Annotated in this window: 20 protein-coding genes; 15 read left to right on the top strand and 5 right to left on the bottom strand. The window is 64.4% G+C overall.

Going from position 1 to position 24573, the window contains the following annotated elements:
• The first annotated feature begins 69 nt into the window (after nt 1-69).
• The 4 genes from AKG11_RS04310 to dprA all read left to right on the top strand — a co-directional run bounded on the left by AKG11_RS04310 (nt 70) and on the right by dprA (nt 4165).
• Entirely contained in the window at nt 70-1011 is a 942-nt protein-coding gene (locus tag AKG11_RS04310) for an aspartate carbamoyltransferase catalytic subunit (protein ID WP_023512782.1), read from the top strand.
• On the top strand, nt 1008-2300 hold the full coding sequence (locus AKG11_RS04305) for a dihydroorotase (RefSeq protein ID WP_050743057.1): 1293 nt from the start codon (nt 1008-1010) through the stop codon (nt 2298-2300). The genes AKG11_RS04310 and AKG11_RS04305 overlap by 4 nt, the downstream gene beginning before the upstream one ends.
• Before the next feature lie 105 nt (nt 2301-2405).
• Entirely contained in the window at nt 2406-3011 is a 606-nt protein-coding gene (plsY, locus tag AKG11_RS04300; protein WP_088016403.1) for a glycerol-3-phosphate 1-O-acyltransferase PlsY, read from the top strand.
• A 2-nt stretch (nt 3012-3013) separates the two neighbouring features.
• A complete protein-coding gene (gene dprA, locus AKG11_RS04295) occupies nt 3014-4165 on the top strand; it encodes a DNA-processing protein DprA (protein WP_050743055.1) in 1152 nt (383 codons plus the stop codon).
• Here dprA and AKG11_RS04290 read toward each other — a convergent pair.
• Nucleotides 4097-4351 carry a hypothetical protein gene (locus tag AKG11_RS04290; protein ID WP_050743054.1) on the bottom strand — a complete coding sequence of 85 codons (255 nt, stop codon included), beginning with the start codon at nt 4349-4351 and terminating at the stop codon, nt 4097-4099. The genes dprA and AKG11_RS04290 overlap by 69 nt on opposite strands.
• Nucleotides 4352-4611: 260 nt before the next feature.
• Between AKG11_RS04290 and topA the strand changes: the two genes are divergently transcribed.
• From topA to rpmG, 6 genes are all read left to right on the top strand, one after another.
• Nucleotides 4612-7260, top strand: coding sequence for a type I DNA topoisomerase (topA, locus tag AKG11_RS04285; RefSeq protein ID WP_023512787.1), 2649 nt, complete (start codon nt 4612-4614; stop codon nt 7258-7260).
• 4 nt (nt 7261-7264) lie between these two features.
• Nucleotides 7265-9616 (top strand): ribonuclease R, encoded by a 2352-nt coding sequence (rnr, locus tag AKG11_RS04280; protein ID WP_037408008.1) that lies wholly within the window; start codon nt 7265-7267, stop codon nt 9614-9616.
• Nucleotides 9617-9684: 68 nt separating this feature from the next.
• Nucleotides 9685-10161 carry a DUF983 domain-containing protein gene (locus AKG11_RS04275; RefSeq protein ID WP_023512789.1) on the top strand — a complete coding sequence of 159 codons (477 nt, stop codon included), beginning with the start codon at nt 9685-9687 and terminating at the stop codon, nt 10159-10161.
• Complete coding sequence (locus AKG11_RS04270; RefSeq protein ID WP_023512790.1) at nt 10158-10820, top strand: NUDIX hydrolase; 663 nt, start codon at nt 10158-10160, stop codon at nt 10818-10820. The genes AKG11_RS04275 and AKG11_RS04270 overlap by 4 nt, the downstream gene beginning before the upstream one ends.
• A gap of 13 nt (nt 10821-10833) precedes the next feature.
• Nucleotides 10834-12018, top strand: a complete 1185-nt coding sequence (locus tag AKG11_RS04265) for an MFS transporter (RefSeq protein ID WP_023512791.1) — start codon at nt 10834-10836, stop codon at nt 12016-12018.
• 93 nt (nt 12019-12111) lie between these two features.
• Complete coding sequence (rpmG, locus tag AKG11_RS04260) at nt 12112-12279, top strand: 50S ribosomal protein L33 (protein WP_023512792.1); 168 nt, start codon at nt 12112-12114, stop codon at nt 12277-12279.
• Nucleotides 12280-12961: 682 nt separating this feature from the next.
• Here the strand turns inward: rpmG and AKG11_RS04255 are convergent.
• Nucleotides 12962-14329 (bottom strand): PleD family two-component system response regulator, encoded by a 1368-nt coding sequence (locus tag AKG11_RS04255; protein WP_050743053.1) that lies wholly within the window; start codon nt 14327-14329, stop codon nt 12962-12964.
• A 16-nt stretch (nt 14330-14345) separates the two neighbouring features.
• A complete protein-coding gene (locus tag AKG11_RS04250) occupies nt 14346-14717 on the bottom strand; it encodes a response regulator (protein WP_003547430.1) in 372 nt (123 codons plus the stop codon).
• A gap of 141 nt (nt 14718-14858) precedes the next feature.
• Between AKG11_RS04250 and AKG11_RS04245 the strand changes: the two genes are divergently transcribed.
• The 4 genes from AKG11_RS04245 to AKG11_RS04230 all read left to right on the top strand — a co-directional run bounded on the left by AKG11_RS04245 (nt 14859) and on the right by AKG11_RS04230 (nt 19354).
• Nucleotides 14859-15158 (top strand): DUF3572 domain-containing protein, encoded by a 300-nt coding sequence (locus AKG11_RS04245; RefSeq protein WP_050743052.1) that lies wholly within the window; start codon nt 14859-14861, stop codon nt 15156-15158.
• A gap of 123 nt (nt 15159-15281) precedes the next feature.
• On the top strand, nt 15282-16628 hold the full coding sequence (locus tag AKG11_RS04240; protein WP_082342338.1) for a DNA polymerase IV: 1347 nt from the start codon (nt 15282-15284) through the stop codon (nt 16626-16628).
• 131 nt (nt 16629-16759) lie between these two features.
• Nucleotides 16760-18073, top strand: a complete 1314-nt coding sequence (locus AKG11_RS04235; RefSeq protein WP_082342329.1) for a L,D-transpeptidase family protein — start codon at nt 16760-16762, stop codon at nt 18071-18073.
• Between the two features lie 120 nt (nt 18074-18193).
• On the top strand, nt 18194-19354 hold the full coding sequence (locus AKG11_RS04230) for a DMP19 family protein (RefSeq protein ID WP_050743051.1): 1161 nt from the start codon (nt 18194-18196) through the stop codon (nt 19352-19354).
• Between the two features lie 77 nt (nt 19355-19431).
• Here the strand turns inward: AKG11_RS04230 and AKG11_RS04225 are convergent, their stop codons facing one another.
• Nucleotides 19432-20130, bottom strand: a complete 699-nt coding sequence (locus AKG11_RS04225; protein ID WP_050743050.1) for a Type 1 glutamine amidotransferase-like domain-containing protein — start codon at nt 20128-20130, stop codon at nt 19432-19434.
• Between the two features lie 20 nt (nt 20131-20150).
• Nucleotides 20151-23648, bottom strand: a complete 3498-nt coding sequence (dnaE, locus tag AKG11_RS04220) for a DNA polymerase III subunit alpha (RefSeq protein WP_050743049.1) — start codon at nt 23646-23648, stop codon at nt 20151-20153.
• A gap of 338 nt (nt 23649-23986) precedes the next feature.
• Between dnaE and AKG11_RS04215 the strand changes: the two genes are divergently transcribed.
• Entirely contained in the window at nt 23987-24565 is a 579-nt protein-coding gene (locus AKG11_RS04215; RefSeq protein ID WP_050743048.1) for a hypothetical protein, read from the top strand.
• Nucleotides 24566-24573: the final 8 nt, after the last annotated feature.

Genomic DNA, 24573 nt, shown 5'->3' with positions numbered 1-24573 from the left:
TTCGCCTTGCCGCGGGGGAACCGACACTCTATAGACCCCGCGTATCCACGACAGTTGAGGCGGAGTTTCATGGACTTCTTTCCGCATCGCCACCTTCTCGGCATCAAGGGTTTGACCGAGCAGGAGATCACACACCTGCTCGACCGCGCCGACGAGGCGGTGAAAATCTCCCGGCAAAGGGAGAAGAAAACGTCGACCCTCCGGGGCCTGACACAGATCAACCTGTTCTTCGAAGCCTCCACCCGCACGCAATCCTCCTTCGAGCTTGCCGGCAAACGCCTTGGCGCCGACGTGATGAACATGTCAGTCGGCAATTCCTCGGTGAAGAAGGGCGAAACGCTGATCGACACGGCGATGACGCTGAACGCCATGCACCCGGACGTGCTGGTCGTGCGCCATTCCTCCGCCGGCGCCGCCGCGCTTCTCGCGCAAAAAGTCTCCTGTTCGGTGGTCAATGCCGGCGACGGCCAGCACGAGCATCCGACGCAGGCCCTGCTCGACGCGCTGACCATCCGCCGCGCCAAGGGCAAGCTCTCGCGCATCATCGTCGCCATCTGCGGCGACGTACTGCATTCGCGCGTCGCCCGCTCGAACATCCTGCTGCTCAACGCCATGGGTGCCCGCGTGCGCGTCGTGGCGCCCGCAACGCTGCTGCCGTCGGGCATCGCCGACATGGGCGCAGAGGTCTACCATTCGATGGCGGAAGGCCTGAAGGATGCCGACGTCGTGATGATGCTGCGCCTGCAGCGTGAACGCATGTCCGGCGCCTTCGTGCCGTCGGTGCGCGAATATTTCCACTATTACGGGCTCGATGCGGAAAAGCTGAAGGCAGCGAAGGAGGATGCGCTCGTCATGCATCCCGGACCGATGAACCGTGGCGTGGAGATCGCCTCCGAGATCGCCGACGGGCCGCAGAGCGTCATCGAGCAGCAGGTCGAGATGGGCGTTGCCGTCCGCATGGCCGTGATGGAAACGCTTCTTGTTTCGCAGAACCAGGGTGTTCGCGCATGACCCGCACCACCGTCCTGAAGAACCTCCGCATCCTCGATCCCTCCCGCAACCTCGATGAAATGGGCTCCATCGTCCTCGAGAACGGCAAGATCGCCGCCATCGGCAGCGGCGCGCAGAACCAGGGCGCGCCCGAGGGCGCCGAAATCGTCGATGGCCGCGGCCTCATCGCCGCTCCCGGCCTTGTCGATGCCCGCGTCTTCGTCGGCGAGCCGGGCGCCGAGCACCGCGAGACGATCGAATCGGCCTCGCGCGCAGCGGCGGCCGGTGGCGTCACCACCTTCATCACCATGCCGGACACCGATCCCGTCATCGACGACATCGCGCTTGTCGAATTCGTGCTGAAGAACGCGCGCGACAAGGCGATCGTCAACATTCATCCGGCCGCAGCCCTCACCAAGGGCCTTGCAGGTGAAGAGATGACCGAGTTCGGCCTCCTGAAGGATGCCGGCGCCGTCGCCTTCACCAATGGCCGCAACCCGCTGCACAATGCGCAGGTGTTGCGCCGGGCGATGACCTATGCCCGCGAATTCGGCAGCGTCATCGCGCTCGAAACCCGCGACAAACATCTCGGCGCCGGCGGCGTGATGAACGAGGGGCTGCTCGCCAGCTGGCTCGGCCTTTCCGGTAGCCCGCGCGAGGCCGAACTGATCCCGCTCGAACGGGACCTGCGCATCGCCGGCCTGACGCGTGGCAAGTACCATGCCGCACAGATCTCCGTGCCGGAATCGGCCGAGGCCGTGAAGACCGCCAGGGAACGCGGTGCAAACGTCACCTGCGGCGCCTCGATCAACCACCTGACGCTGAACGAGAACGACATCGGCGAATACCGCACCTTCTTCAAGCTCTCCCCGCCGCTGCGCGGGGAGGACGACCGCAAGGCCATGGTCGATGCGCTCGCCCGCGGCGAGATCGACATCATCGTCTCCTCGCACGATCCGCAGGACGTCGACACCAAGCGCCTGCCCTTCGCGGATGCCGCCGACGGCGCGATCGGCCTCGAGACCATGCTGGCGGCAGCGCTCCGGTTGCACCACAGCGGCGAGGTTCCGCTGATGCGGCTCCTCGATGCGCTCTCGACGCGCCCGGCGCAGATCTTCGGCCTCGACGCCGGCACGCTTGCGCCCGGTGCACGCGCCGACATCGTGCTGATCGACCCCGACGAGCCGTGGCTTGCCACCAAGGACCGCTTCGTCTCGCGCTCGAAGAATACGCCCTTCGAAGATGCCCGCTTTACGGGACGCGCGATTAGCACCTATGTTGCCGGAAAACGGGTCTATTCGCTGGACTGAAAGGGATGTCGGTCCTGTGAGCCCATGGGTGGATGCTCAGGCCAAGCCCGAGGATCCACCACCATGGATGCAGAATAACGGAACGGGGGAACTGACGTGTCCGACATCTTCACCTGGCAGCTCGGCGCCTTGCCGACGCTCGCCGCCCTCGCCTTCGGCTACCTTCTCGGTTCCATTCCCTTCGGCCTGATCCTCACCCGCATGGCCGGTCTCGGCGACGTGCGCCAGATCGGCTCCGGCAATATCGGCGCGACGAACGTCCTGCGCACAGGCAACAAGAAGCTTGCCGCGGCCACCCTGCTGCTCGACGCCCTCAAAGGCACCGCTGCCACCGCCATCGCGTCGCGCTGGGGGCTGGATGCCGGCCTTGCGGCGGGCTTTGCCGCCTTTCTCGGCCATCTCTTTCCCGTCTGGCTCGGCTTCAAGGGCGGCAAGGGGGTCGCGACCTATGTCGGGCTGCTGCTCGGCCTCGTGCCCGTCATGCTCGCGGTCTTTGCCGTCGTCTGGATCGGCCTTGCCTATCTGACGCGCTATTCGTCGCTCTCGGCCCTGGTTGCAACCGCCGTATCTCCGGTTGTATTGTGGTTCCTCGGTCACGAGAAGGTGGCGGTCCTCTTCCTGCTGCTGACGCTCATCACCTGGTGGAAACACAGTGCCAACATCAGTCGTCTCCTGAACGGCACGGAAAGCAAGATCGGCAGCAAGGGATAGCGATGGACGACCACAGCGCAAGGACACGAGGAATTGCGCTGACGGAACGACAGAGGATCGCCTGGCTGCGCCTCATCCGCAGCGACAATGTCGGGCCGGTCACCTTTCGCGAGCTCATCAATCACTTCGGCAGCGCCGAAACGGCGCTGGAGATGGTGCCGGAACTCTCGCGCCGTGGCGGCGCTTCGCGCGCCATCCGCGTCGCCAGCCAGGCGGAGGCCGAGCGCGAACTTGCCATTGCCGACCGGCACGGCGCCGCCTTTGTCGGCATCGGCGAACCCGACTATCCCTTTCTCCTGCGCCAGATCGACGGCGCGCCGCCGCTGCTCGCCGTCAAGGGCAACCGGGCTGTCGCGGCGGCACCGGCCGTCGGCATCGTCGGAGCGCGGAACGCGTCTCTCTCGGGTACCAAGTTCGCCGGCCTGCTGGCACGCGAGATCGGGCGGGCGGGTTACACGATCGTTTCGGGCCTTGCCCGCGGCATCGATACGGCCGCCCATCGCGCCAGCCTCGACACCGGCACCGTCGCGGCCATGGCAGGCGGTCTCGACAAGCCCTATCCGCCGGAAAATATCGGCCTTCTTGCCGAACTCACCGAGGGGCACGGCCTTGCCATCAGCGAAATGCCCTTCGGTTGGGAGCCGCGGGCGCGGGATTTTCCGCGCCGCAACCGGCTGATCGCCGGCATGTCACTCGGCTTGGTGGTGGTGGAGGCGGCAGTGCGCTCCGGCTCGCTGATCACCGCGCGCAATGCGGCGGATTTCGGCCGGCTGGTCTTCGCCGTGCCGGGCTCCCCGCTCGATCCGCGCTGCGAGGGCACGAACGGCCTCCTGAAGGATGGGGCGACGATCACCACGACGCCGGAGGATGTGCTGGAAAGCCTGCGCCCGCTGTCCGAGCCCGACCTTTTCACTCCCCGCCCCGGCGCCGGCGAACCCGCAGGGGACACGCCGCCCGCGCTGCGTCTGCCGCCGGGCGACGGCGAACGGGAACGCATCACCAATGCATTGAGCCAGGTACCGGCCGAAATCGACGAGATCATCCGCCATACCGGCATCACCGCGGCAACCGTCTATCTCGTTCTTCTAGAGCTTGATCTTGCCGGCCGGCTTCAACGGCATGCCGATGGCCGGGTCTCGATGACCCCGGACTGAAAGCGGCCGCAGACCGGCCAGAATGTCCCCCGCCTCCACATAGGCCATCTCGATCAGATAGCCCAGCATGTCCGCCCCCTCGGCGTTCACGACCGTGCGCAGCTCGCCCAGCATCTGCCGGGTGTAGGCAAGGTTCTCCTCTGCGGTATGGGGCGGGAGGGCGGACTTGGCTGGTTTCGGGCTCATAGCGCCTCCGTTGCATCTACATTTCGGAATCGCCCAAAGGTTGCAATTCCTAGACCTAGGAAAAGATACAATGATTATTCATAATTGCAATCTCCGATTAATCTCGTAATGGTTGCATCGCGTTGCATCCCACTAATTTCACCCCTACCTCTTGACCGGAACGCTTTGTCTGTTCATGTCGAGACACGACTTTTCGGCGCAAGGCGCCCGTTTCGCCGTGCGTCCAAGGGTGCGGCGCCCGTACTCAGAGAAAAATGACGATGAATGTTGTAGTTGTGGAATCGCCTGCCAAGGCCAAGACGATCAACAAGTATCTCGGCCCCGGCTACACGGTGCTCGCCTCCTTTGGCCACGTGCGCGATCTGCCCGCCAAGGACGGCTCCGTGCGCCCGGACGAGGACTTCGAGATGTCCTGGGAAGTGGACAGCGCCTCGGCCAAGCGTATGAAGGACATTGCAGACGCGGTGAAATCCTCCGACGGCCTCATTCTCGCGACCGACCCGGATCGCGAAGGCGAAGCCATCTCCTGGCACGTACTCGACGTCCTGAAGAAGAAGCGTGTCATCGGCGACAAACCGGTCAAGCGCGTCGTCTTCAACGCCATCACCAAGTCGGCCGTGCTCGATGCCATGCGCAACCCGCGCGACATCGACATCGCGCTGGTCGATGCCTACCTCGCCCGCCGTGCCCTCGATTATCTCGTCGGCTTCAACCTCTCGCCGGTTCTCTGGCGCAAGCTGCCGGGCGCCCGCTCGGCCGGCCGCGTTCAGTCGGTGGCGCTGCGCCTCGTCTGCGACCGGGAATCCGAAATCGAGCGTTTCGTCTCGGAGGAATACTGGAACCTCTCCGCCCTCCTGAAGACGCCGCGCGGCGACGAGTTCGAGGCGCGCCTCGTTTCGGCCGAAGGAAAGCGTCTCCAACCAAAGGCGATCGGCAACGGCGAGGAGGCGAACCGCCTCAAGGCGCTGCTCGACGGTGCGGCCTACCGCGTCGAAAGCGTCGAGGCCAAGCCCACCAAGCGCAATCCCTCGCCACCCTTCACCACCTCCACCCTGCAGCAGGCCGCCTCCTCCAAGCTCGGCTTCTCCGCCTCCCGCACCATGCAGGTGGCGCAGAAGCTCTATGAGGGCATCGACATCGGCGGCGAGACGGTCGGTCTCATCACCTATATGCGTACCGACGGCGTGCAGATGGCGCCGGAGGCGATCGACGCCGCCCGCAAGGCCGTTGGCGAGCAGTTCGGCGCACGCTATGTACCGGAAAAGGCCCGCATCTACTCCACCAAGGCGAAGAACGCCCAGGAGGCCCACGAGGCGATCCGCCCAACCTCCTTCGACCGCACACCCGACCAGGTGAAGCGCTATCTCGATCCGGACCAGCTGAAACTCTACGATCTCGTCTGGAAGCGCGGCATCGCCAGCCAGATGGCCTCGGCCGAGATCGAGCGCACGACGGTCGAGATCGAGGCGGACAATGGCGGGCGCAAGGCAGGCCTGCGCGCCACCGGCTCGGTCATCCGCTTCGACGGCTTCATCGCCGCCTATACCGACCAGAAGGAAGATGGCGAACAGTCGGACGACGGTGACGACGACGGCCGCCTGCCGGAGATCAACGCCAACGAGACGGTCGCCAAGCAGAAGGTGAATGCCAGCCAGCACTTCACCGAGCCGCCGCCGCGCTACTCGGAAGCCTCGCTCATCAAGAAGATGGAAGAGCTCGGCATCGGTCGTCCGTCGACCTATGCCGCAACGCTTGCGACGCTGCGCGACCGCGAATACATCATCATCGACAAGCGCAAGCTGATCCCGGAGGCCAAGGGCCGCCTCGTCACGGCCTTCCTCGAGAGCTTCTTCACCCGCTATGTCGAATACGACTTCACCGCGGGCCTTGAAGAAAAGCTCGACAAGATCTCGGCCGGCGAACTCGACTGGAAGCAGGTTCTCCGCGATTTCTGGAAGGACTTCTTCGCGCAGATCGAGGACACGAAGGAACTGCGCGTCACCAACGTGCTCGATGCCCTCAACGAGGAGCTCGCCCCGCTCGTCTTCCCCAAGCGCGAGGACGGCAGCGATCCGCGGATCTGCCAGGTCTGTGGCACCGGCAAGCTCTCGCTGAAGCTCGGCAAGTTCGGCGCCTTCGTCGGCTGCTCGAACTATCCGGAATGCAACTTCACCCGTCAGCTTTCCGCCGACAACGGTTCGGATGCGGAGGCCGCTGCCTCCAACGAGCCGCAGAGCCTCGGCAAGGATCCGCATACGGGCGAAGAGATCACGCTGCGTAACGGCCGCTTCGGGCCGTATGTGCAGCGCGGTGACGGCAAGGAAGCCAAGCGCGCCAGCCTGCCCAAGGGCTGGACGCCGGCGAGCATCGACCACGAGAAGGCGCTCGCCCTGCTCTCGCTGCCGCGCGATATCGGCCAGCATCCGGAAACCGGCAAGATGATCTCCGCCGGCATCGGTCGCTACGGCCCGTTCCTGCTGCATGACGGCGGCTATGCGAACCTTGAAAGTGTCGAGGACGTGTTCTCGATCGGCCTCAACCGCGCCGTTTCGGTCATTGCCGACAAGCAGTCGAAGGGCCCCGGCGGCCGCTCGCGCGGCACGCCTGCGGCCCTGAAGACGCTCGGCGACCATCCGGACGGCGGCCCCATCACGGTGCGGGACGGCAAGTACGGCCCCTACGTGAACTGGGGCAAGGTCAACGCCACACTGCCCAAGGGCAAGGCCGCTGACAGCGTGACGCTGGAAGAGGCCCTCGTATTGATCGCCGACAAGGCCGGCAAGACGCCCGCCAAGGGCAAGGCCAAGGCGACGAAGACCACCAAGGCGGCGAAGTCGGACGATGCCAAGGCCGCAAAGCCGAAGGCAGCGCCCAAGGCCAAGACCGCAACCAAGGCAAAGAAGGCCTGACGGCATGACGAGAGAACCACGCGGCCGGGCAGGACGATCCATGCGGCCGGGCCGCGCGGGCCATGACCTGCCGCCGGCAGACGATACCCCGATTATCCATGGTGCCATCCCGCCGCGCGACGTGCTGCTGCGCTTCATCGCCGACCACCCGGAACAGGCCTCGAAGCGCGAGATCGCCAAGGCCTTCGGCTTGAAGGGCGAGGCGCGCGTCGAGCTGAAGGCGCTGCTGAAATCCTTCGAGGAAGACGGGTTTCTGGAAAAGCGCCGCAAGTCGCTGGTGCGGCCCGGCGCCCTTCCTCCGGTCACCGTGCTCGACATCACCACGCGGGACGTCGATGGCGAACTGATCGGCCGCCCGGCGGAATGGCTCGACGATGCCGGCGTCGCGCCCGCCGTCCTGATCCGTCAGTCGGGCGGTGCGCGCAAGGACAAGGCGCCCGTTGCCGGGCTCGGCGACCGGGTGCTGGCCAAGATCTTCCCGGCGAAGGAGCGCGGCGGCCCGGCCTATACGGCGCGCATCATCAAGGTGCTCGACAAGAAGAAGAATTCCGGCATGGGCGTGTTCCGCTCCATGGCAGGCGGCGGCGGACGCATCATGCCGATCGACCGGCGCGGCGAGGAGATGGAGGTCGACGCGGACTTCACGGCGGGCGCCAAGGACGGTGACCTCGTCGAGATCGACGTCGTGCGCATGGGCCGCTACGGCCTGCCACGCGCGCAGATCAAGGGCGTGGTCGGCTCCGTCGCCTCGGAAAAGGCGATCTCCATGATCGCCATCCATGCGCATGGCATTCCCTACATCTTCCCCGATGCCGTCATCCGCGAGGCGGAGGCCGCCGGCCCCGCCACCATGGCGCACCGCGAGGACTGGCGCAGCCTGCCGCTCATCACCATCGACCCGGCCGACGCCAAGGACCATGACGACGCTGTCTTCGCAGAGCCCGACCCGTCGCCCGACAATCCCGGCGGCGTGATCGTCACCGTCGCTATCGCCGATGTGAGCTACTATGTGCGGCCGAAATCGGCGCTCGACCGCGAGGCGCTGAAACGCGGTAACTCGGTCTATTTCCCGGATCGCGTCGTGCCCATGCTGCCGGAGCGCATCTCCAACGACCTCTGCTCGCTGAAGGAAGGCGTCGACCGCCCGGCGCTCGCCGTGCGCATGGTCTTCTCGCATGAGGGCCGCAAGGCGGGCCACACCTTCCACCGCATCATGATGAAGAGCGCGGCAAAGCTCTCCTACCAGCAGGCGCAGGCCGCCATCGACGGCGCGCCCGACGACAAGACCGGCCCGATCCTCGAGACGATCCTGAAGCCGCTCTGGGAAGCCTACCGCATCATGACGGTCGGCCGGAACCGCCGCCAGCCGCTCGAACTCGACATGCCCGAACGCAAGATCCTCCTGAAGGAGGACGGCACGGTCGACCGCGTCGTCGTGCCGCCGCGGCTCGATGCCCACAAGCTCATCGAGGAGATGATGATCCAGGCCAACGTCGCGGCCGCAGAGACGCTGGAAAAGAAGAAGCAGGTCCTGATCTACCGCGTGCACGACGCGCCTTCGCTCGCCAAGCAGGAGGTGCTGCGCGAGTTCCTGCAGACGCTCGACATATCCCTGGTGAAGGGCGGCAACATGCGCTCCAACCATTTCAACGGCATCCTGGCGAAGGCCAAGGACAAGCCGTTCGAGCAGATGGTGAGCGAGATGGTGCTGCGCTCGCAGAGCCAGGCGATCTACAGCCCCGAAAACATCGGCCACTTCGGCCTCAACCTGATGAAATATGCCCATTTCACCTCACCGATCCGCCGCTATGCGGACCTCATCGTGCACCGGGCGCTGGTGGGCTCGCTCGGCCTTGGCGAGGGCGGCATCACGCCGGACGAGGAAGCGGTGCTCGACGATATCGCGGCCGAGATCTCGACCTTCGAGCGGCGCGCCATGGCGGCCGAGCGCGACACGGTCGACCGGTTGATCGCCCATCACCTGGCCGGGCGCATCGGCGAGGAATTCGACGGGCGTGTTTCGGGCGTCACCAAGGCGGGACTTTTTGTCACCCTGCCGGCATATGGTGCCGATGGTTTCGTGCCTATATCTATGCTCGGACGCGACTACTTCATCTACGACGAGGCGCATCAGGCCCTGTCCGGCGAAAAAACCGGGCTCGGCTATCGACTCGGCGACGAGGTGCGCGTCAAACTCGCGGAAGCGGTGCCGCTTGCCGGTTCGCTCCGGTTCGACATGATCAGCGAGGGACGCAAGATGCCGACGGCGGTGCGCTCCTTCCACAAGTCGGGCCGGCGCAAGGGCAGCGCGCCGCGGCACCAGCCGGGTACGCGCCCGCCCCGCGGCAGACGCTGAGCGGTATCGCGCCGCCCCCGGCGCGAAGAGAAATGGCCGGCGCGAAGTGCCGGCGGGAAGGACAGGACATGCAGGCGAACGAAACCAGCGGCAACACGCAGCATTTCGGCGACAGCCCGGCCGCCCGGCCGGTGGAGCGCCCGCTCGGCCGTGCCATCAAGCGAGGCATGCTGAACCGCTGCCCCGCCTGCGGTTCAGGCCGCCTGTTCAAGTCCTTCGTCAAGCCCGTGGAAAACTGTGCCGCCTGCGGCGAGGACTACACGCACCAGCGTGCCGACGACCTGCCGCCCTATCTCGTCATCACCATCGTCGGTCATATCGTGGTCGGCGGCTACATGGCGACGGACCTCGTCTGGCCGCTCACCACCTGGCAGCACCTCGCCATCTGGACCCCGATCACGCTCATCCTGTCGCTCCTTCTGCTGCAGCCCATCAAGGGCGGCGCCATCGGCCTGCAATGGGCGCTGAAGATGCACGGCTTCGGCGACAAGCCGGAAGAGAGGGAAGTGGACACGGCGTCCGCCTACGGCGACCGGACGGCATGACACCCGTCCGACCCGTCGATGCAGCCTCGATCCTGCTTCTCGACCGGTCGGGCGAGCGCATGCGGGTGCTCGTCGGCCGGCGCAGCAGCAAGCATGTCTTCATGCCGGATGTCTATGTCTTTCCCGGTGGCCGGCGCGATGCGACGGACCGCCTCGTTCCCGTCTCCCATCCATTGAACCCGCTGGCCTGCGAACGGCTGGCGCTGCGCAGCGGCACCCGCTGCTCCGATTCGCGCCTGCGAGCGCTGGGCGTTGCCGCGTTGCGGGAACTCTACGAAGAGGCCGGTATTTCCGTCGGCACGTCGATCGAGGCTGCCTCACAAAACGCCCTGCCCTTCCGCCCCGACCTTTCCAACCTGCGTTTCCTTGCCCGCGCCATCACGCCGGCCGGCATGGTCCGGCGGTTCGATACGCGCTTCTTCGCGCTCTTTACCGACGAGGCGGGCATCGACCCCGCCGGCGCAACGGCGAGCCATGAGCTGGAAGACCTGCGCTGGGTGAATATTTTTGACCGCGGCGGCATCGAGATGCCCGACATAACCGTATTGATCCTTGAAGAGCTTCAAAAAAGCCTTCAGGAAGACAAGTCTCTGCCCTTCGGAAGAACCGTGCCGCTGTATCACACCCAGCGCGGGCGCTTCCTTCGGGACCTTCTTTGAGGATCTATCGCATATGACGCAGCCGCAATCCGGCACCTCGGGCCCGGTGGAGAGCATCCACTGGCGGTCTCTCTTTGCAGCCGTCGCCGCCATTTCCGCCGTCGGCATCGCCATCGGCCTCGGTCTTCCGCTGCTCTCCATCATCATGGAGAAGCGCGGCATTTCCCCCACCATGATCGGCATCAACTCTGCCATGGCCGGCGTCGCCGCCATGGCTGCCGCCCCCTTCACCACGCGCCTTGCGCATGCCTGGGGCACCTCGACGATCATGATCGCCGCCATCATTCTGGCGGCGATCAGCGGCCTCGGCTTCTACTACATCCAGAATTTCTGGCTGTGGTTCCCGCTTCGCCTGGTCTTCCACGGCGCGATCACCACGCTCTTCATCCTCTCCGAATTCTGGATCAACGCCGCTGCCCCGCCCCGCCGGCGCGGTCTCGTGCTGGGCATCTATGCCACGGTGCTGTCGCTCGGCTTCGCCGCCGGTCCCCTGCTCTTCTCACTTCTGGGCAGCGACGGCGTGCTGCCCTTCGCGGTGGGTGCCGCCATCATCCTTCTGGCCGCCGTTCCCATTTTCATCGCCCGCGGCGAAAGCCCTGATATCGACGAGAAGCCCGAGCTGCATTTCATGCGCTACATCCTTCTCGTACCGACGGCGACAGCGGCGGTCTTCATCTTCGGCGCGGTGGAGGTCGGCGGCCTTTCGCTCTTCCCCATCTACGCGACGCGGGCCGGCTTCAGCGAGCCGCAGGCCGCCCTGCTGCTGACCGTGATGGGTATCGGCAACATGGCGTTCCAGATCCCGCTCGGCATGCTTTCCGACCGCATGAAGGACCGCAGGCGCCTCCTGACGATCATGGCGGTCATCGGCCTCGTCGGCGCGCTCTGCCTGCCCCTCATCTCGCACAGCTGGGTGCTGATGGCGACCGTGCTGTTCCTGTGGGGCGGCTGCGTCGCCGGCCTCTACACGGTCGGCCTCAGCCACCTCGGCTCGCGCCTCGTCGGCGCGGACCTCGCGGCGGCCAATGCCGCCTTCATCTTCTGTTATGCCGTCGGCACCGTCGTCGGTCCGCAGGCCATCGGCGCGGCGATGGATGTTTCCGGCAATGACGGTTTTGCCTGGGCGATCGTCGGCTTCTTCGGGTTTTACCTCGTACTTTCTCTCGCCCGGATGGTTTTCCGGCCGAAACGGGGTTGACTTTTCGGGCGCGATTTGTAGTTTCCGCCCAGATTTAAGCCGTAGAGCAGACTGGCTGTCCGCGGCTTCGTTTTTGATAAAGGCAGGACGACCATGGCCAAGGCTACCACCATCAAGATCAAGCTGCTGTCGACGGCCGACACCGGTTTCTTCTACGTGACCACGAAGAACAGCCGTACGATGACGGACAAGATGACCAAGACGAAGTACGACCCGGTCGTCAAGAAGCACGTCGAATTCAAGGAAACCAAGATCAAGTAATCTTGGGAGCCGCTTCGGTTCGCAAAGGCGCTGGACGGAAACGTCCGGCGCCTTTTCTTTTTGTCGGCAGCCTTCGTGTCTCCTGCCCCGAATCAAAAACGCCGCTCCCCTGAGGGAGCGGCGTTGAATGGGGGTCGGTCAGACACGACGACGGCACGAGGATTCCGTATTTGTCGTAGCTGACCGACCGACCCCACGACCCAGGAGATGCGGCGGACCTAGCATCATGGGGTAACCGGTTGTGCGGCCTCGTTTGCCGCGCATGAGTTGAGCATCGCGCGAAAAAGAAAAAAAATCAACGAATTCTTAACGCTCCCCCGCCGGAGCCTTGTCTCATAGTTAACCGCGCCGAGGAGACGTGTGCCATTGAGCAGCGGTTCCGTCATGGATCGCAACAATGGTTGGCAACATCAATTTCAACCATAGCAAGAGAAATGTGCAACCATGGCAAAATACCCGGTTGACGTACGGGAAGGCGATACACGATACAACCCATTGATAGGCTTCACCAAAGTCGAATAGTACGACTTATAGCCAATTTTCACCACGTGACCGGATTCCGGGGGCGACACGGTTCACGTACGGTCAGCAACCGGCACGAACCGTGCAACCTGCGGATTTCCAAGTCAAATGCCCGAAATATGAATTCGCCTGTGGACAACCTCGCGGCGAATCGGCCGCCTCACGCTGCGGCAGCCACGACCCGGTTTCGGCCGGAGCGCTTCGCCTCATAAAGCGCGGTATCGGCGCGCTTCAACAGGGCTTCCGGACTGTCTCCGGCCGACAGCGCACTGGCAAGGCCGAGCGAAGCGGTGATGGACAGGAAGACGTCCGTGCCGGGCACGCGGAACGGTTCCCGTTCGACGATCGTGCGGAGGCGCTCCGCGACACCTGCCGCCATGTCGGCAGAGGTATCCGGCATCACCAGAACGAACTCCTCCCCGCCGTAACGGCAGGCAAGGTCGGCGCCGCGCACGGCCGAGCGCACGCGGCTGGCGAATTCGCGCAGCACCGCATCGCCGGCATCATGGCCATAGGTGTCGTTGACCAGCTTGAAGCGGTCGATATCCGTGATGCAGACCGACAGAGGCCGGCCCCGCGCCGTCGCGCGGTCGATCAGCAGCTTCATGTGGTTGTCGAGATAGCGACGGTTGTGCAGACCCGTCAGGCCGTCCGTGACGGCCAATTCGATCGTCTGGCGCACGCTGGCGCGCAGGCGGTCGTTGCAGCGCTTGCGGCGGATCTGGGTGAGGCTGCGGGCGATCAGCTCGTTCGGGTCGATCGGCCGCATCAGATAGTCCGTGACGCCGAGATCAAGTGCGCGCACCACCATGTCGTCGTCACCCTGCTCCGCGATCAGCAGGATCGGCAGAAAGCGGGTGCGTTCCAGCGAGCGGAGCTGCGAGCACAGGCGCAGCGGATCGTAGTCCTCGAAATTGGCGTTGACGATCACCAGCTCGAAATTGCTTTCGGCCGCCTGGAAGAGTGCAGCCTGCGGATCGGACATCGAGGTGACCTCGGCGATCGGCTTCAGCGCGCGGGTGATGCGCTCCTGGGAGCTGGCGCGGCCATCGACGAGGAGGATATCGCCCGGCTCGTCGCCGAGATTGCTGTCCAGCCCCTCCTCCAGGGAAATGGCGCGGGCGGTGGCCGCGCGCATGCGCAGCTCGTCCGTCAACGTCTTCAGCCGCACGAGGCTCTTCACCCGTGACATGAGTTGCAGGTCGTTGACCGGCTTGGTGAGAAAATCGTCGGCGCCGGCCTTGAGGCCGCGCACGCGGTCGGAGGGCTGGTCGAGCGCCGTCACCATGACAACAGGGATATGGGCCGTGCGCGGATTGGCCTTCAACCGTTCGCAGACCTCGAAACCATCGATGCCGGGCATCATGATGTCGAGCAGGATGAGATCCACCTGCGTGCGTTCGCACATGGCAAGCGCATCATAGCCATTCTCGGCCGTCAGCACGTCGAAATACTCCGCGAGCAGCCGCGCCTCGAGCAGCTTTACGTTTGCCGGAATGTCGTCGACGACGAGAATGCGCGCTGTCATGGCCCTGACCTCCGACTCATGCGTCGCCGAGATAGGTTTTGATGGTTTCGATGAATTTCGGAACGGAGATCGGCTTGGAGACATAGGCCTCGCAGCCGCCCTGGCGGATTCGCTCCTCGTCGCCCTTCATCGCGAAGGCTGTGACGGCAATCACCGGGATGACATGCAGCTCGTCGTCTTCCTTCAGCCACTTGGTGACTTCGAGGCCGGAGACCTCGGGAAGCTGGATATCCATCAGGATCAGGTCCGGGCGGTGTTTGCGGGCAAGATCAAGGGCTTCCATACCATTCCGGGTCTGGATGGTCGTATAGCCGGACGCCTCGATGAGATCCCGGAAGAGCTTCATGTTGAGCTCGTTGTCCTCGACAATCATCACCTGCTTGGGCATCGTGCGTCCCTGTTCCTCTTGCCGGCCTTGCAACCTTCCGGTGGATCGATAAGTTGCGGCAAAGCCGAAATCACCCAGCTTGTCCGCATCGACGTTAGCGCGACTTGGTTGATTAAAAGGTAAATTTCCCGAGGAAAAACGATGAAAAGCCAAAAAGATACACCCGCGGTTGCCGATGCCGAGGCAACCGCCGTCGCCGTCCTCGGCTGGCTGGCCGGAGAACCCGAACTGCTCTCGCGTTTCCTCTCGCTTACCGGCGTCTCACCTTCGGATGTGCGCAATGCCATCGACGATCCCGGCTTTCTCGCCGGCCTCGTTGCTTTCCTGATGGAGCACGAACCGACGCTCCTTTCTTTCAGCACCGCGACAGGTGTCACGCCGGAGGCGGTGGTGCACGCCCACGCCGTCCTCAGCGGGCCGCACGGCAGCGACGATTTCTGAGTGGGCGATAAGCGGGGGTCTCCACGCGCTTGCCTGTGCGTCGTCATGCCTTCACCTCCCGCAGCGCTTGAGACTCGTGAATTTAAGCGGTAATGTCGCGATGTTCAATATTTGTTCCGCATGATGAGCACAGCCGAATCGCGTTTTCCGGGCTTCTGCCGCGACTGCCTTGCCGGGCAGCCTGTGAACCTGCGCCGTTGCCGCGCATGCGGCAGCCCCCGCCTCGTCTATCATGCCGAACTCTATGGCCTGACGCTCGCCCATATCGACTGCGACGCCTTTTATGCGGCGATCGAGAAGCGCGACAATCCTGACCTTGCGGACAAGCCGGTCATTATCGGCGGTGGCAAACGCGGCGTCGTCTCCACCGCCTGCTATGTCGCACGGATCCACGGCGTGCGTTCGGCCATGCCGATGTTCAAGGCGCTGGAGGCCTGTCCCAACGCCGTCGTCATCAGTCCGAACATGGAGAAATACGTCGCCGTCGGCCGGCAGGTGCGCGCGATGATGCAGGACCTGACGCCGCTCGTTCAGCCGCTTTCCATCGACGAGGCCTTTCTGGAGCTGAAGGGCACCGAACGCCTGCACCACGATCCACCCGCCCGGGTGCTCGCCCGATTCGCCCAACGCGTCGAAAACGAAGTCGGCATCACCATCTCGATCGGCCTTTCCTATTGCAAGTTCCTCGCCAAGGTGGCTTCGGACCTCAACAAGCCGCGTGGTTTTTCCGTCATCGGCGAAGCCGAGGCGCTCGACTTCCTGCGCGAGAAGCCGGTGCGCCTCATCTGGGGCGTCGGCAAGGCCTTTGCCGAGACGCTGGAGCGCGACGGCATCCGCACTGTCGGCCAGCTGCAGACCATGGAGGAAACCGACCTGATGCGCCGCTACGGCGTCATGGGCAAACGGCTCTTCAACCTCTCCCGCGGGCAGGACGACCGGGAGGTGCATGCGAACGATCCGGCCAAGAGCGTATCGGCCGAAACCACCTTCTTCGACGACATTTCAAGCTATGACGAACTGGTGGCGCACCTGCGCCGTCTCAGCGAGAAGGTCGCCACGCGCCTGCGCAAGTCGGGCATCGCCGGCCACACCGTCGTCCTGAAGCTGAAGACGGCCGATTTCAAAGGCCGCACGCGCAACCGCAAGCTGGAAGACCCCACCATGCTTGCCGATCGCATCTTTCGCACCGGCACCGAGCTTCTGCGCAAGGAGGTGGACGGCACGAAGTACCGGCTGATCGGCATCGGCGTCAGCGATCTTGCCGATCCCGGCCGCGCCGACCCGCCCGATCTCGTCGATCCCGCCGCCAGCCGCCGCGCCGCCGCCGAGGCCGCGATGAACACCCTGCGCGACAAGTTCGGCAAGGCGAGCGTGGAGACCGGCTACACGTTCGGCAAGAACGGCCCCAGCCGGTTTCACGAAAAATTGACATTCAAGACCGCCGGAAAAATCGACGGACCCACCGAATAAATCCCGGCAAGCCAGCGTTCTTGACTGCATCGGGATGGCACAGATCGGGGGATCGTCTGCGTGCATCAAGCCTTCCTTAAATCGGATGCACTACGCTTCCTGCCGGTTTGTATTGCGTACGGATGGGTCACATGAAGTTTCGCCTCGTTACCGGCATGAGCATAGTGGGCCTGATGCTGAGCTGCGCCACCGCGCTCGGCGGCACGCTCGAAGGTCCGCTCCAGATCATGGTGTCGAAGGACCTGCAGGAGTTGAAGGTCTATGACGGCGGCGTGGTGGTCGCCACATCGCGCGTTTCCACCGGCAAGGCGGGACATTCCACGCCGACCGGCATCTTCTCGATCCTCGAAAAGAAGCGCACACATTTCTCGAACCTCTATGACAGCGCGCCGATGCCTTTCATGCAGCGGCTGACCTGGTCGGGCATCGCGTTGCACGCCTCCAACAGCGTGCCCTCCTACCCCGCCTCGCACGGCTGCGTGCGCCTGCCGAACGATTTTGCGAAACTGCTGTTCAGCACGACGCGCCGCGGCGGTCATGTCCTCGTCACCGACCGCGAGATCACGCCGCAGCGCATCGTGCATGCCGCGCTGTTCAAACCTGTCGTCGTCGTTCCGGATACGCCGCTGCTCTCCGAGGCCGGCCTTCGCCCCGCGCTCATCGAAGCCGGCGAGAAGAGCGTCGAGGTGGCGATGACCGATCCGAAGCCGGAGGTCATCACGCCCATCGTACAAAGAACAGAGCAGGACCCGATCCGCATCCTGATCACCCGCCGCGGCGAGCGCGAGATGTTGATGGATCTGCAGACGCTGCTGACGACGCTCGGCTATGACGCCGGCGTGCCGGATGGCCTGCACGGCAAGCAGACCGTTACCGCCATCCGCGCCTTCCAGCTCGCGGAAGGGCTGAAGGAAGACGGTATGATCTCTCCGGAGTTTGTCGCCGCCGTCTACGCCAAGGCCGGCAAGGGGGCGCCGCCGAATGGACAGATCCTCGTCCGGCAGAAATTCAAGCCCGTCCTCGAAATGCCGATCACCATCCGCAACCCCGAAATCGCCCTTGGCACGCATTTCCTGCTGGCCCGCGAGGTCGATGCCGACAAGGGCAAGGCGGAATGGTACGGCGTCAGCATGGACAACCAGCTTTCGCAGGCGACGATGAAGCGCCTCGGCATCACCACCGAAGCCGATGCCACTGCCCCCGAGGTGCTGGCAAAAACCCTCGACCGGCTCGATATTCCGGAGGACATGCGCCTGCGCATTTCCGGCCTGATGGGCGAAGGCGCCTCCCTCTCCATCTCCGACACCGGGCTCGGCCCGGAAACCGGCGACGGAACGGACTTCATCACCGTGACGCGCAAGGTGCAGAAGGCCGATGCAGGAGCGGTACAGAGCGGCAAGACATCGAAGAAAAAGAAGAAGGCATCGATCACCGTCGTGAACTGACAGGCAGCTGTGGCCTGCCTTGCAGCAGGCCATCGATACCGCCTGCCGGCGAATGTCTCGACGCGGGCGCCGTCCATGACATGACGCCCCTCGCTGCCTCTCCTCTTCAAAGGTGTCTGAATGACCTTCGGAAAACGCGTGACGCCACCCCAGCCGGCCCCTGTCGTCCCGATCCCTCATGCACTTGCCAAGGATAGTCCCGGCAACGCGTCCGAGCTCGTTGCGACCGTCGTCGATTTCGTCAACCACCTCTTTTCGGCAGGCCTTTACCGTGCCGACGAGGTGCCGCACCGGCTGATCCAGCTCTACCACGCCGATTTCTACATCGCGCAGGTGCTGAACGGCGGACACAGCCAGTTCGTTCACAACTGCGGGACACGAAGGCAGGCCATTCTTGCCAACGGCATGGCAGGGCTGTCCGCCATGGGCGCGCCCGACCATGCCGCACTGCTGGGTGAGCTCGGCCTCTGGATTGCCGCCAACCCAGACCAGGCGGATGCACAGACCGGCTTTTCCGGCGGCCGGGACGGCGCGCTCGATGCGCTGGACAAGCGTTTCGAGGAGGCAGAACGCCTCAGGCCGGCCACGGACCAGGCGGCTGCCTGGATCAAGGCATGGCCCGACATCCGCTATCTCGATCCTGCCGGTTTCGAAGCGGCCTGGGAACAAGGTGCCGTTTCCAATCCCCGGCGTGCGCTCCGGCTGTCGAAAGCCCGCATCGAAGCCTTCCGGCAATCTCTTTCCGACCCTCTGCTCCTCGCTTTGGGGCTCGCGGCCGATGCGGCGGACGAGACCCTGATTGATCCGGGAACCACAGAGGTGATCGACATCGGCGGCCGCCGCGAAGAGGTTCGGCTCGTCCAGACGAGCTTCGGACTGCGTGGCGCAGCCTGCGCCGGCGGCGGTGTCCGCCTCTACGCCTTGCAGCTCGGCGGACGGGACGTGACCTGGACGGCCGTCTCCCTGATCGGCATCGCGGAGCGGACGGACGTCGACGCCATCACGGCCTTCGTCAGACACGAACCTGTCGCCGCAGCGGCCGACCTCCTGCTCCGCCGCGCCCGGCCCGCCGCAACCCATTGCGCGATCCAGCCCGCTGCGATGGCCGACGGCATTCCCCACCCGATTTTCCGGATCTCGATTGCCGACGACATGCTGATGCTGACAAAGGCAGGCTCGGGCTACGTCCTGGCGGGGCGGGCGCCAGGCGACACCCAAGGCTCCGTCTCCTTCGCGCAAATCGCAGCGCACGAACGGGAAATCGACGGCCACGCAGGCTGAAAGGCCCCTCTTCACCGCTGCCGTCTTGAGACATGCCAGGCGACGAACATCACCGGCAGAATATCCCACGCCGCCGCCTAAGCGCTGCGTGCTGCGATTTCCTCCAGGGAAACCGTGCCGCGGGCCTCGGTGACCGCGCCATCGGCGATCCAGATGGCCTTGCCGAAACAGGCGACCCTGCCCTCATGCACGACCGCGCCGTCCCCATCATTGCAGGCAAGAATGGGGCGCCGCGTGTGCCTGCTGTAGCGAAGGAGCGCGGGGAAATAGGCCGCGTCGTCATCGAGATGCGGGAAAAATTCCAACGGCATCAGATCGAGGGCTTCGCCCTCCACATCTTCCGGCCGTTCCCCAAGGAAGAGCGCGTCGGTCGCGATCGTCGGCGCCATGAGGATGGCGCCCGCGCTGACACCGATCAGGACACCGCCGCCTCGTGCCCAGTCCCGCAGGGGCGCGAGCAGCGCACTGCGCTTCAGCCGCATCAGGAAATCGCCGGTATGCCCGCCGGAAAGGTGAATGGCATCGCAGGCGAAGAGCCGGGCGACGTCCATGGCATCCCGGGTGAGGTCCAGGTCGTGATAGAGACAGAGATCAAGGCCGAGCCGCGCGTAATAGGCCCTGCCCGCCTGAAAAAACGTACGCTCCGGATCCGGGCCCGACGCAACGTAACCGATCCGGGCATCGCCGCGCCGCTCACGAAGGACGCCCAGGAGACAGGCATCGATCTCCGCGCCCTCGCCCGCGGTCTGGTCGCTGTAGAGGACGAGGTTGACCAAGACACTCCGTCTCCCGTGCCTCAGACCAGTTCCACGTCCAGCACGCCCGGCGTGGAGCGCATGGCGGCGGCGATTTCCGAGGAAATGCGGAAGCGTTCGTTGAGCTCCACCTCGATTTCCCGCTGGCCGTTGTCCTTGATGACGATGAAGGAGACGAGACCGTCGCCCTTCGTGTTGAGATGAGCGGCGATGGAGCGAAGCGGGCCGCTGTCGCGCACGTAGACACGCAGCGCCTTCTGCGTCTGCAGCGATTCTTCCTCCAGCGACCGCAGCGTCTGGATGCGCAGGCCGATGCCTTCCGGCCGCTCTTCCGCCTGCACGGTCAGGACCAGCGACTTGCCGGGCTCCAGCAAGTCGCGGTACTGGTTCAGCATTTCAGAGAACAGCACTGCCTCGAACTGGCCGGACGAATCGGAAAAGGCGACGATGCCCATCTTGTTGCCGGTGCGCGTCTTGCGCTCCTGCTTGGAGGTCACCGTGCCGGCGAGGCGACCGGCGGTCGCGCCGCGCTTCACCGCCGCGGCGAAGTCACCGAAGGTCTGCACGCGCATCTTGGAGAGGATCGGCGCATAGGTGTCGAGCGGGTGGGCCGACAGGTAGAAGCCGAGCACCTGGAATTCGCGGTGCAGCTTTTCCGAGGCGAGCCAGGGCGTGTAGGACGGAAGCGTGATGACCTCCGGCCCCGTTGCCGCGCCCATGCCGAAGATATCGCCCTGCCCGCTCGTCTTGTTTTCCTGCGCGCGCTGGGCGGCGCCGAGAAGCCTGTCGAGGCCGGCGATCATCGCCGCGCGATCATGGCCGAAACAATCGAAGGCGCCGGCGACGATCAGGCTCTCGAAGACCCGGCGGTTGACGAACTTGGGGTCGATGCGCACGCAAAAATCTTCCAGACTCTTGAACGGCGCCGTACCGCGCACATCGACGATATGCTGCACCGCGGCCCCGCCGACGCCCTTGATGGCGGCAAGCGCATAGTAGATGCGGTTTTCCCCGGTCTCGAAATGAGGGAACGAGGTCTGCACCGAGGGCGGGATGACCTCGATACCGAGCCGGCCGGCATCCTGCCGGAAATCGTTCAGCTTGTCCGTGTTGGACATATCGTAGGTCATCGACGCGGCGAGGAACTCGACCGGGTAATGCGCCTTGAGATAGGCCGTCTGGTAGGAGACGATGGCATAGGCGGCGGCGTGCGACTTGTTGAAGCCATAGTTCGCGAACTTGGCGAGCAGGTCGAAGATGAGATCCGACTGCGGCTTCGACACGCCGTTCTTGACGGCGCCATCGACGAAGCGGGCGCGCTGCTTGTCCATTTCCTCCTTGATCTTCTTGCCCATGGCGCGGCGCAGTAGATCGGCTTCGCCGAGCGAATAGCCAGACAGGACCTGGGCGATCTGCATCACCTGTTCCTGGTAGACGATAACGCCCTGCGTCTCCTTGAGGAGATGGTCGATCATCGGGTGGATCGATTCGATCTCCTCCTCGCCGTGCTTGCGGGCGTTGTAGACAGGGATGTTCTCCATCGGGCCCGGGCGATAAAGCGCCACCAGCGCGATGATGTCTTCGATGCAGTCGGGCCGCATGCCGATCAGCGCCTTGCGCATGCCCGCGCTTTCCACCTGGAACACGCCGACCGTCTCACCGCGCGACAGCATCTCGTAGGTCAGCTGGTCGTCGAGCGGCAGGCTTTCGAGCTTTACCTCGATTGCGCGCTTGCGGATGAAATCGACCGCCGTCTTCAGCACCGTCAGCGTCTTCAGGCCGAGGAAGTCGAACTTGACGAGGCCGGCCTGCTCGACCCATTTCATGTTGAACTGGGTGACCGGCATGTCGGAGCGCGGATCGCGGTACATCGGCACGAGCTGCGAGAGCGGACGGTCGCCGATCACGATACCGGCGGCGTGCGTCGACGCGTGGCGGTAGAGGCCCTCGATCTTCTGGGCAATGTCGAGCAGGCGCGCGACGACCGGCTCCTTCTCGGCCTCTTCCTGCAGTTTCGGCTCCTCCTCGATCGCCTTGTAGAGCGGCGTCGGGTTGGCCGGATTGTTCGGCACGAGCTTGCAGATCTTGTCGACCTGGCCATAGGGCATTTCGAGCACGCGGCCGACGTCGCGCAGCGCCGCGCGCGCCTGCAGCGACCCGAACGTGATGATCTGCGCCACCTGCTCGCGGCCGTATTTCTGCTGCACGTAGCGGATCACCTCTTCGCGGCGATCCTGGCAGAAGTCGATGTCGAAGTCCGGCATCGAGACGCGTTCCGGATTGAGGAAGCGTTCGAAGAGCAGCGAGAAGCGCAGCGGATCGACGTCGGTGATCGTCAACGCATAGGCGACCAGCGAGCCCGCGCCCGATCCACGCCCCGGGCCGACGGGGATGTTGTGCTGCTTGGCCCATTTGATGAAGTCGGCAACGATCAGGAAGTAGCCGGGGAACTTCATGCGCTCGATGACGCTGAGCTCGAAGTCCAGCCGCTCGCGATAGTCCTGTTCCGTATAGCCCGGCGTCAGGCCGAGCAGTTCCATGCGGCTTTCCAGCCCCTCCACGGACTGGCGCCGCAGTTCCGCGGACTCCGCGCGCTCCGCCTCCTCCGGATCGTCCGTCGCACCGGTGAAACGCGGCAGGATCGGCCCGCGTGTCTGCAGCACGAAGGAGCAGCGCCGAGCGATCTCGATCGTGCTCTCCAGCGCCTCCGGCAGGTCGGCGAAGAGCTTCGCCATGTCCTTGCGGCTCTTGAGATAATGGTCCGGTGACAGGCGGAAACGGTTGTCGTCGGACACCATCGCATTGTGCGCCACCGCCATCAGGGCGTCATGCGCATCGTAATCGTCGGGTGCCGGGAAGAACGGCTCGTTGGTCGCGACCAGCGGCACGTCCTCCGCATAGGCGAGCTCGACCATGCGCCGTTCATGCTGCCTGTCAAAGCGGCCGTGCCGCTGCAATTCGATATAAAGCCGGTCGCCGAACACGCGCTTCAGCGCGTGAAGCCGCGCCCGTGCGACGGCCGGCTGGCCGGCGAGGAAGGCCATGTCGACGGGGCCGCCGAGCGCACCGGAAAGCGCGATCAGTCCTTCCGCTCCCTCTTCCTGCAGCCAGCTATAGGCAACGCGGATCGCCTGGCTGCCTTCGCCGCCGAGATAGGCACGGCTGACAAGCGCGACGAGCCGGGCATAGCCCGCATCGGTCGCCGCGAGAAGGACGATCGAAGGCAGCTTTGCAAGCTGGGCCTGCCCGCCGCGCCGCTCGCCTTCCCCCTCGTCTTCCATGTCGATGGACAGCTGGCAGCCGATCAACGGCTGGATGCCGTCGCCGACTGCCTTCTGCGAGAATTCGAGCGCCGCGAACAGATTGTTCGTATCGGTGATCGCGATCGCCGGCTGCTGGTCGGACATCGCCTTGCCGATGATCTTCTTGATCGGCAGGGCGCCCTCGAGCAGCGAGAAGGCCGAATGGACGCGCAGATGCACGAATTCCGGCGTCTCTCCGATTGTCACGCCATCCGTCTTCTGCGCCGCGTCCGCCATGCCATCATCCTTCCGATCAGGAAGGGAAGCTTAAGCGGATTCGCACCCCTCCCGTCCAGACCGTTCTTGGCGTTGCACCCGCTTTCCACGCATGCAACACCGAACGGACGGGGACATACAGTCAGATGCCGAAGAGGATGACGGAGAAGCTGGCGACGAACATGGCCATGGAGGTGAATGCTGCAAGATCACGAAGAAAATCGGTCATTGTGGCTCCCTTTCCTTTTATGTTTTCATTTTGTTCTATTATTGTTCTCGTGTCAACCCTTATCCACAGGCCCTCTGGACCGGCATTGCGCGGCACAATAAGGTCGCGTCGATCACATGGAGGAAATGAGATGAAGTCGTTGAGTGCCGCCCTTCTGCTGTCGCTTGCCCTGCCCCTTGCGGCCGAGGCCGCGGACTTTCCGGCCGAGCGCGTCGCAGCCATGGCGAGCGGCGACTGGAACAAGGACGGCGTGGCCGATCTCGTCCTCGTCGCAACGCCGGGCGACAACAGCGGCGAGGATAACGGGCTTTACGTCTATATCGCCAAGCCGGAAGAGAACCGCCTGACGCTCGCCCTCACGCTGCCCAACACCATCTGGGGAAACCTCGCCATGTATGGGCAGGAGCCGGAGCTCGCCGCGCTCGCCAACGGCTCGTTCACGCTGACGACGAAGAACGATTCTGTCGGCCGTGACCGCTGGCGGCAGTCACTGACCATCGCCTACCGCAATTTCGATTTCATCGTCGCGGGCTATACGTTCTCGTCCTACGACACGCTCAATCCGGACGCCGGCAGCGAATGCGATCTCAACGTTCTGACCGGCAAGGGCAAGGCCCGCGGCCAGCCGATTGCCGGCAGGGCGCAGTTCGTGCTGCTCAAGGATTGGCAGGACGATGTCGGCCGCTCGATCTGCGGCCTCGACAACTGACAGGAAAA

Source organism: Shinella sp. SUS2 (assembly GCF_001262505.1).
Classification (GTDB): domain Bacteria; phylum Pseudomonadota; class Alphaproteobacteria; order Rhizobiales; family Rhizobiaceae; genus Shinella.
Note: the sequence above shows the minus strand (reverse complement) of the source record. Positions and strands in the feature narration are given on the sequence as shown.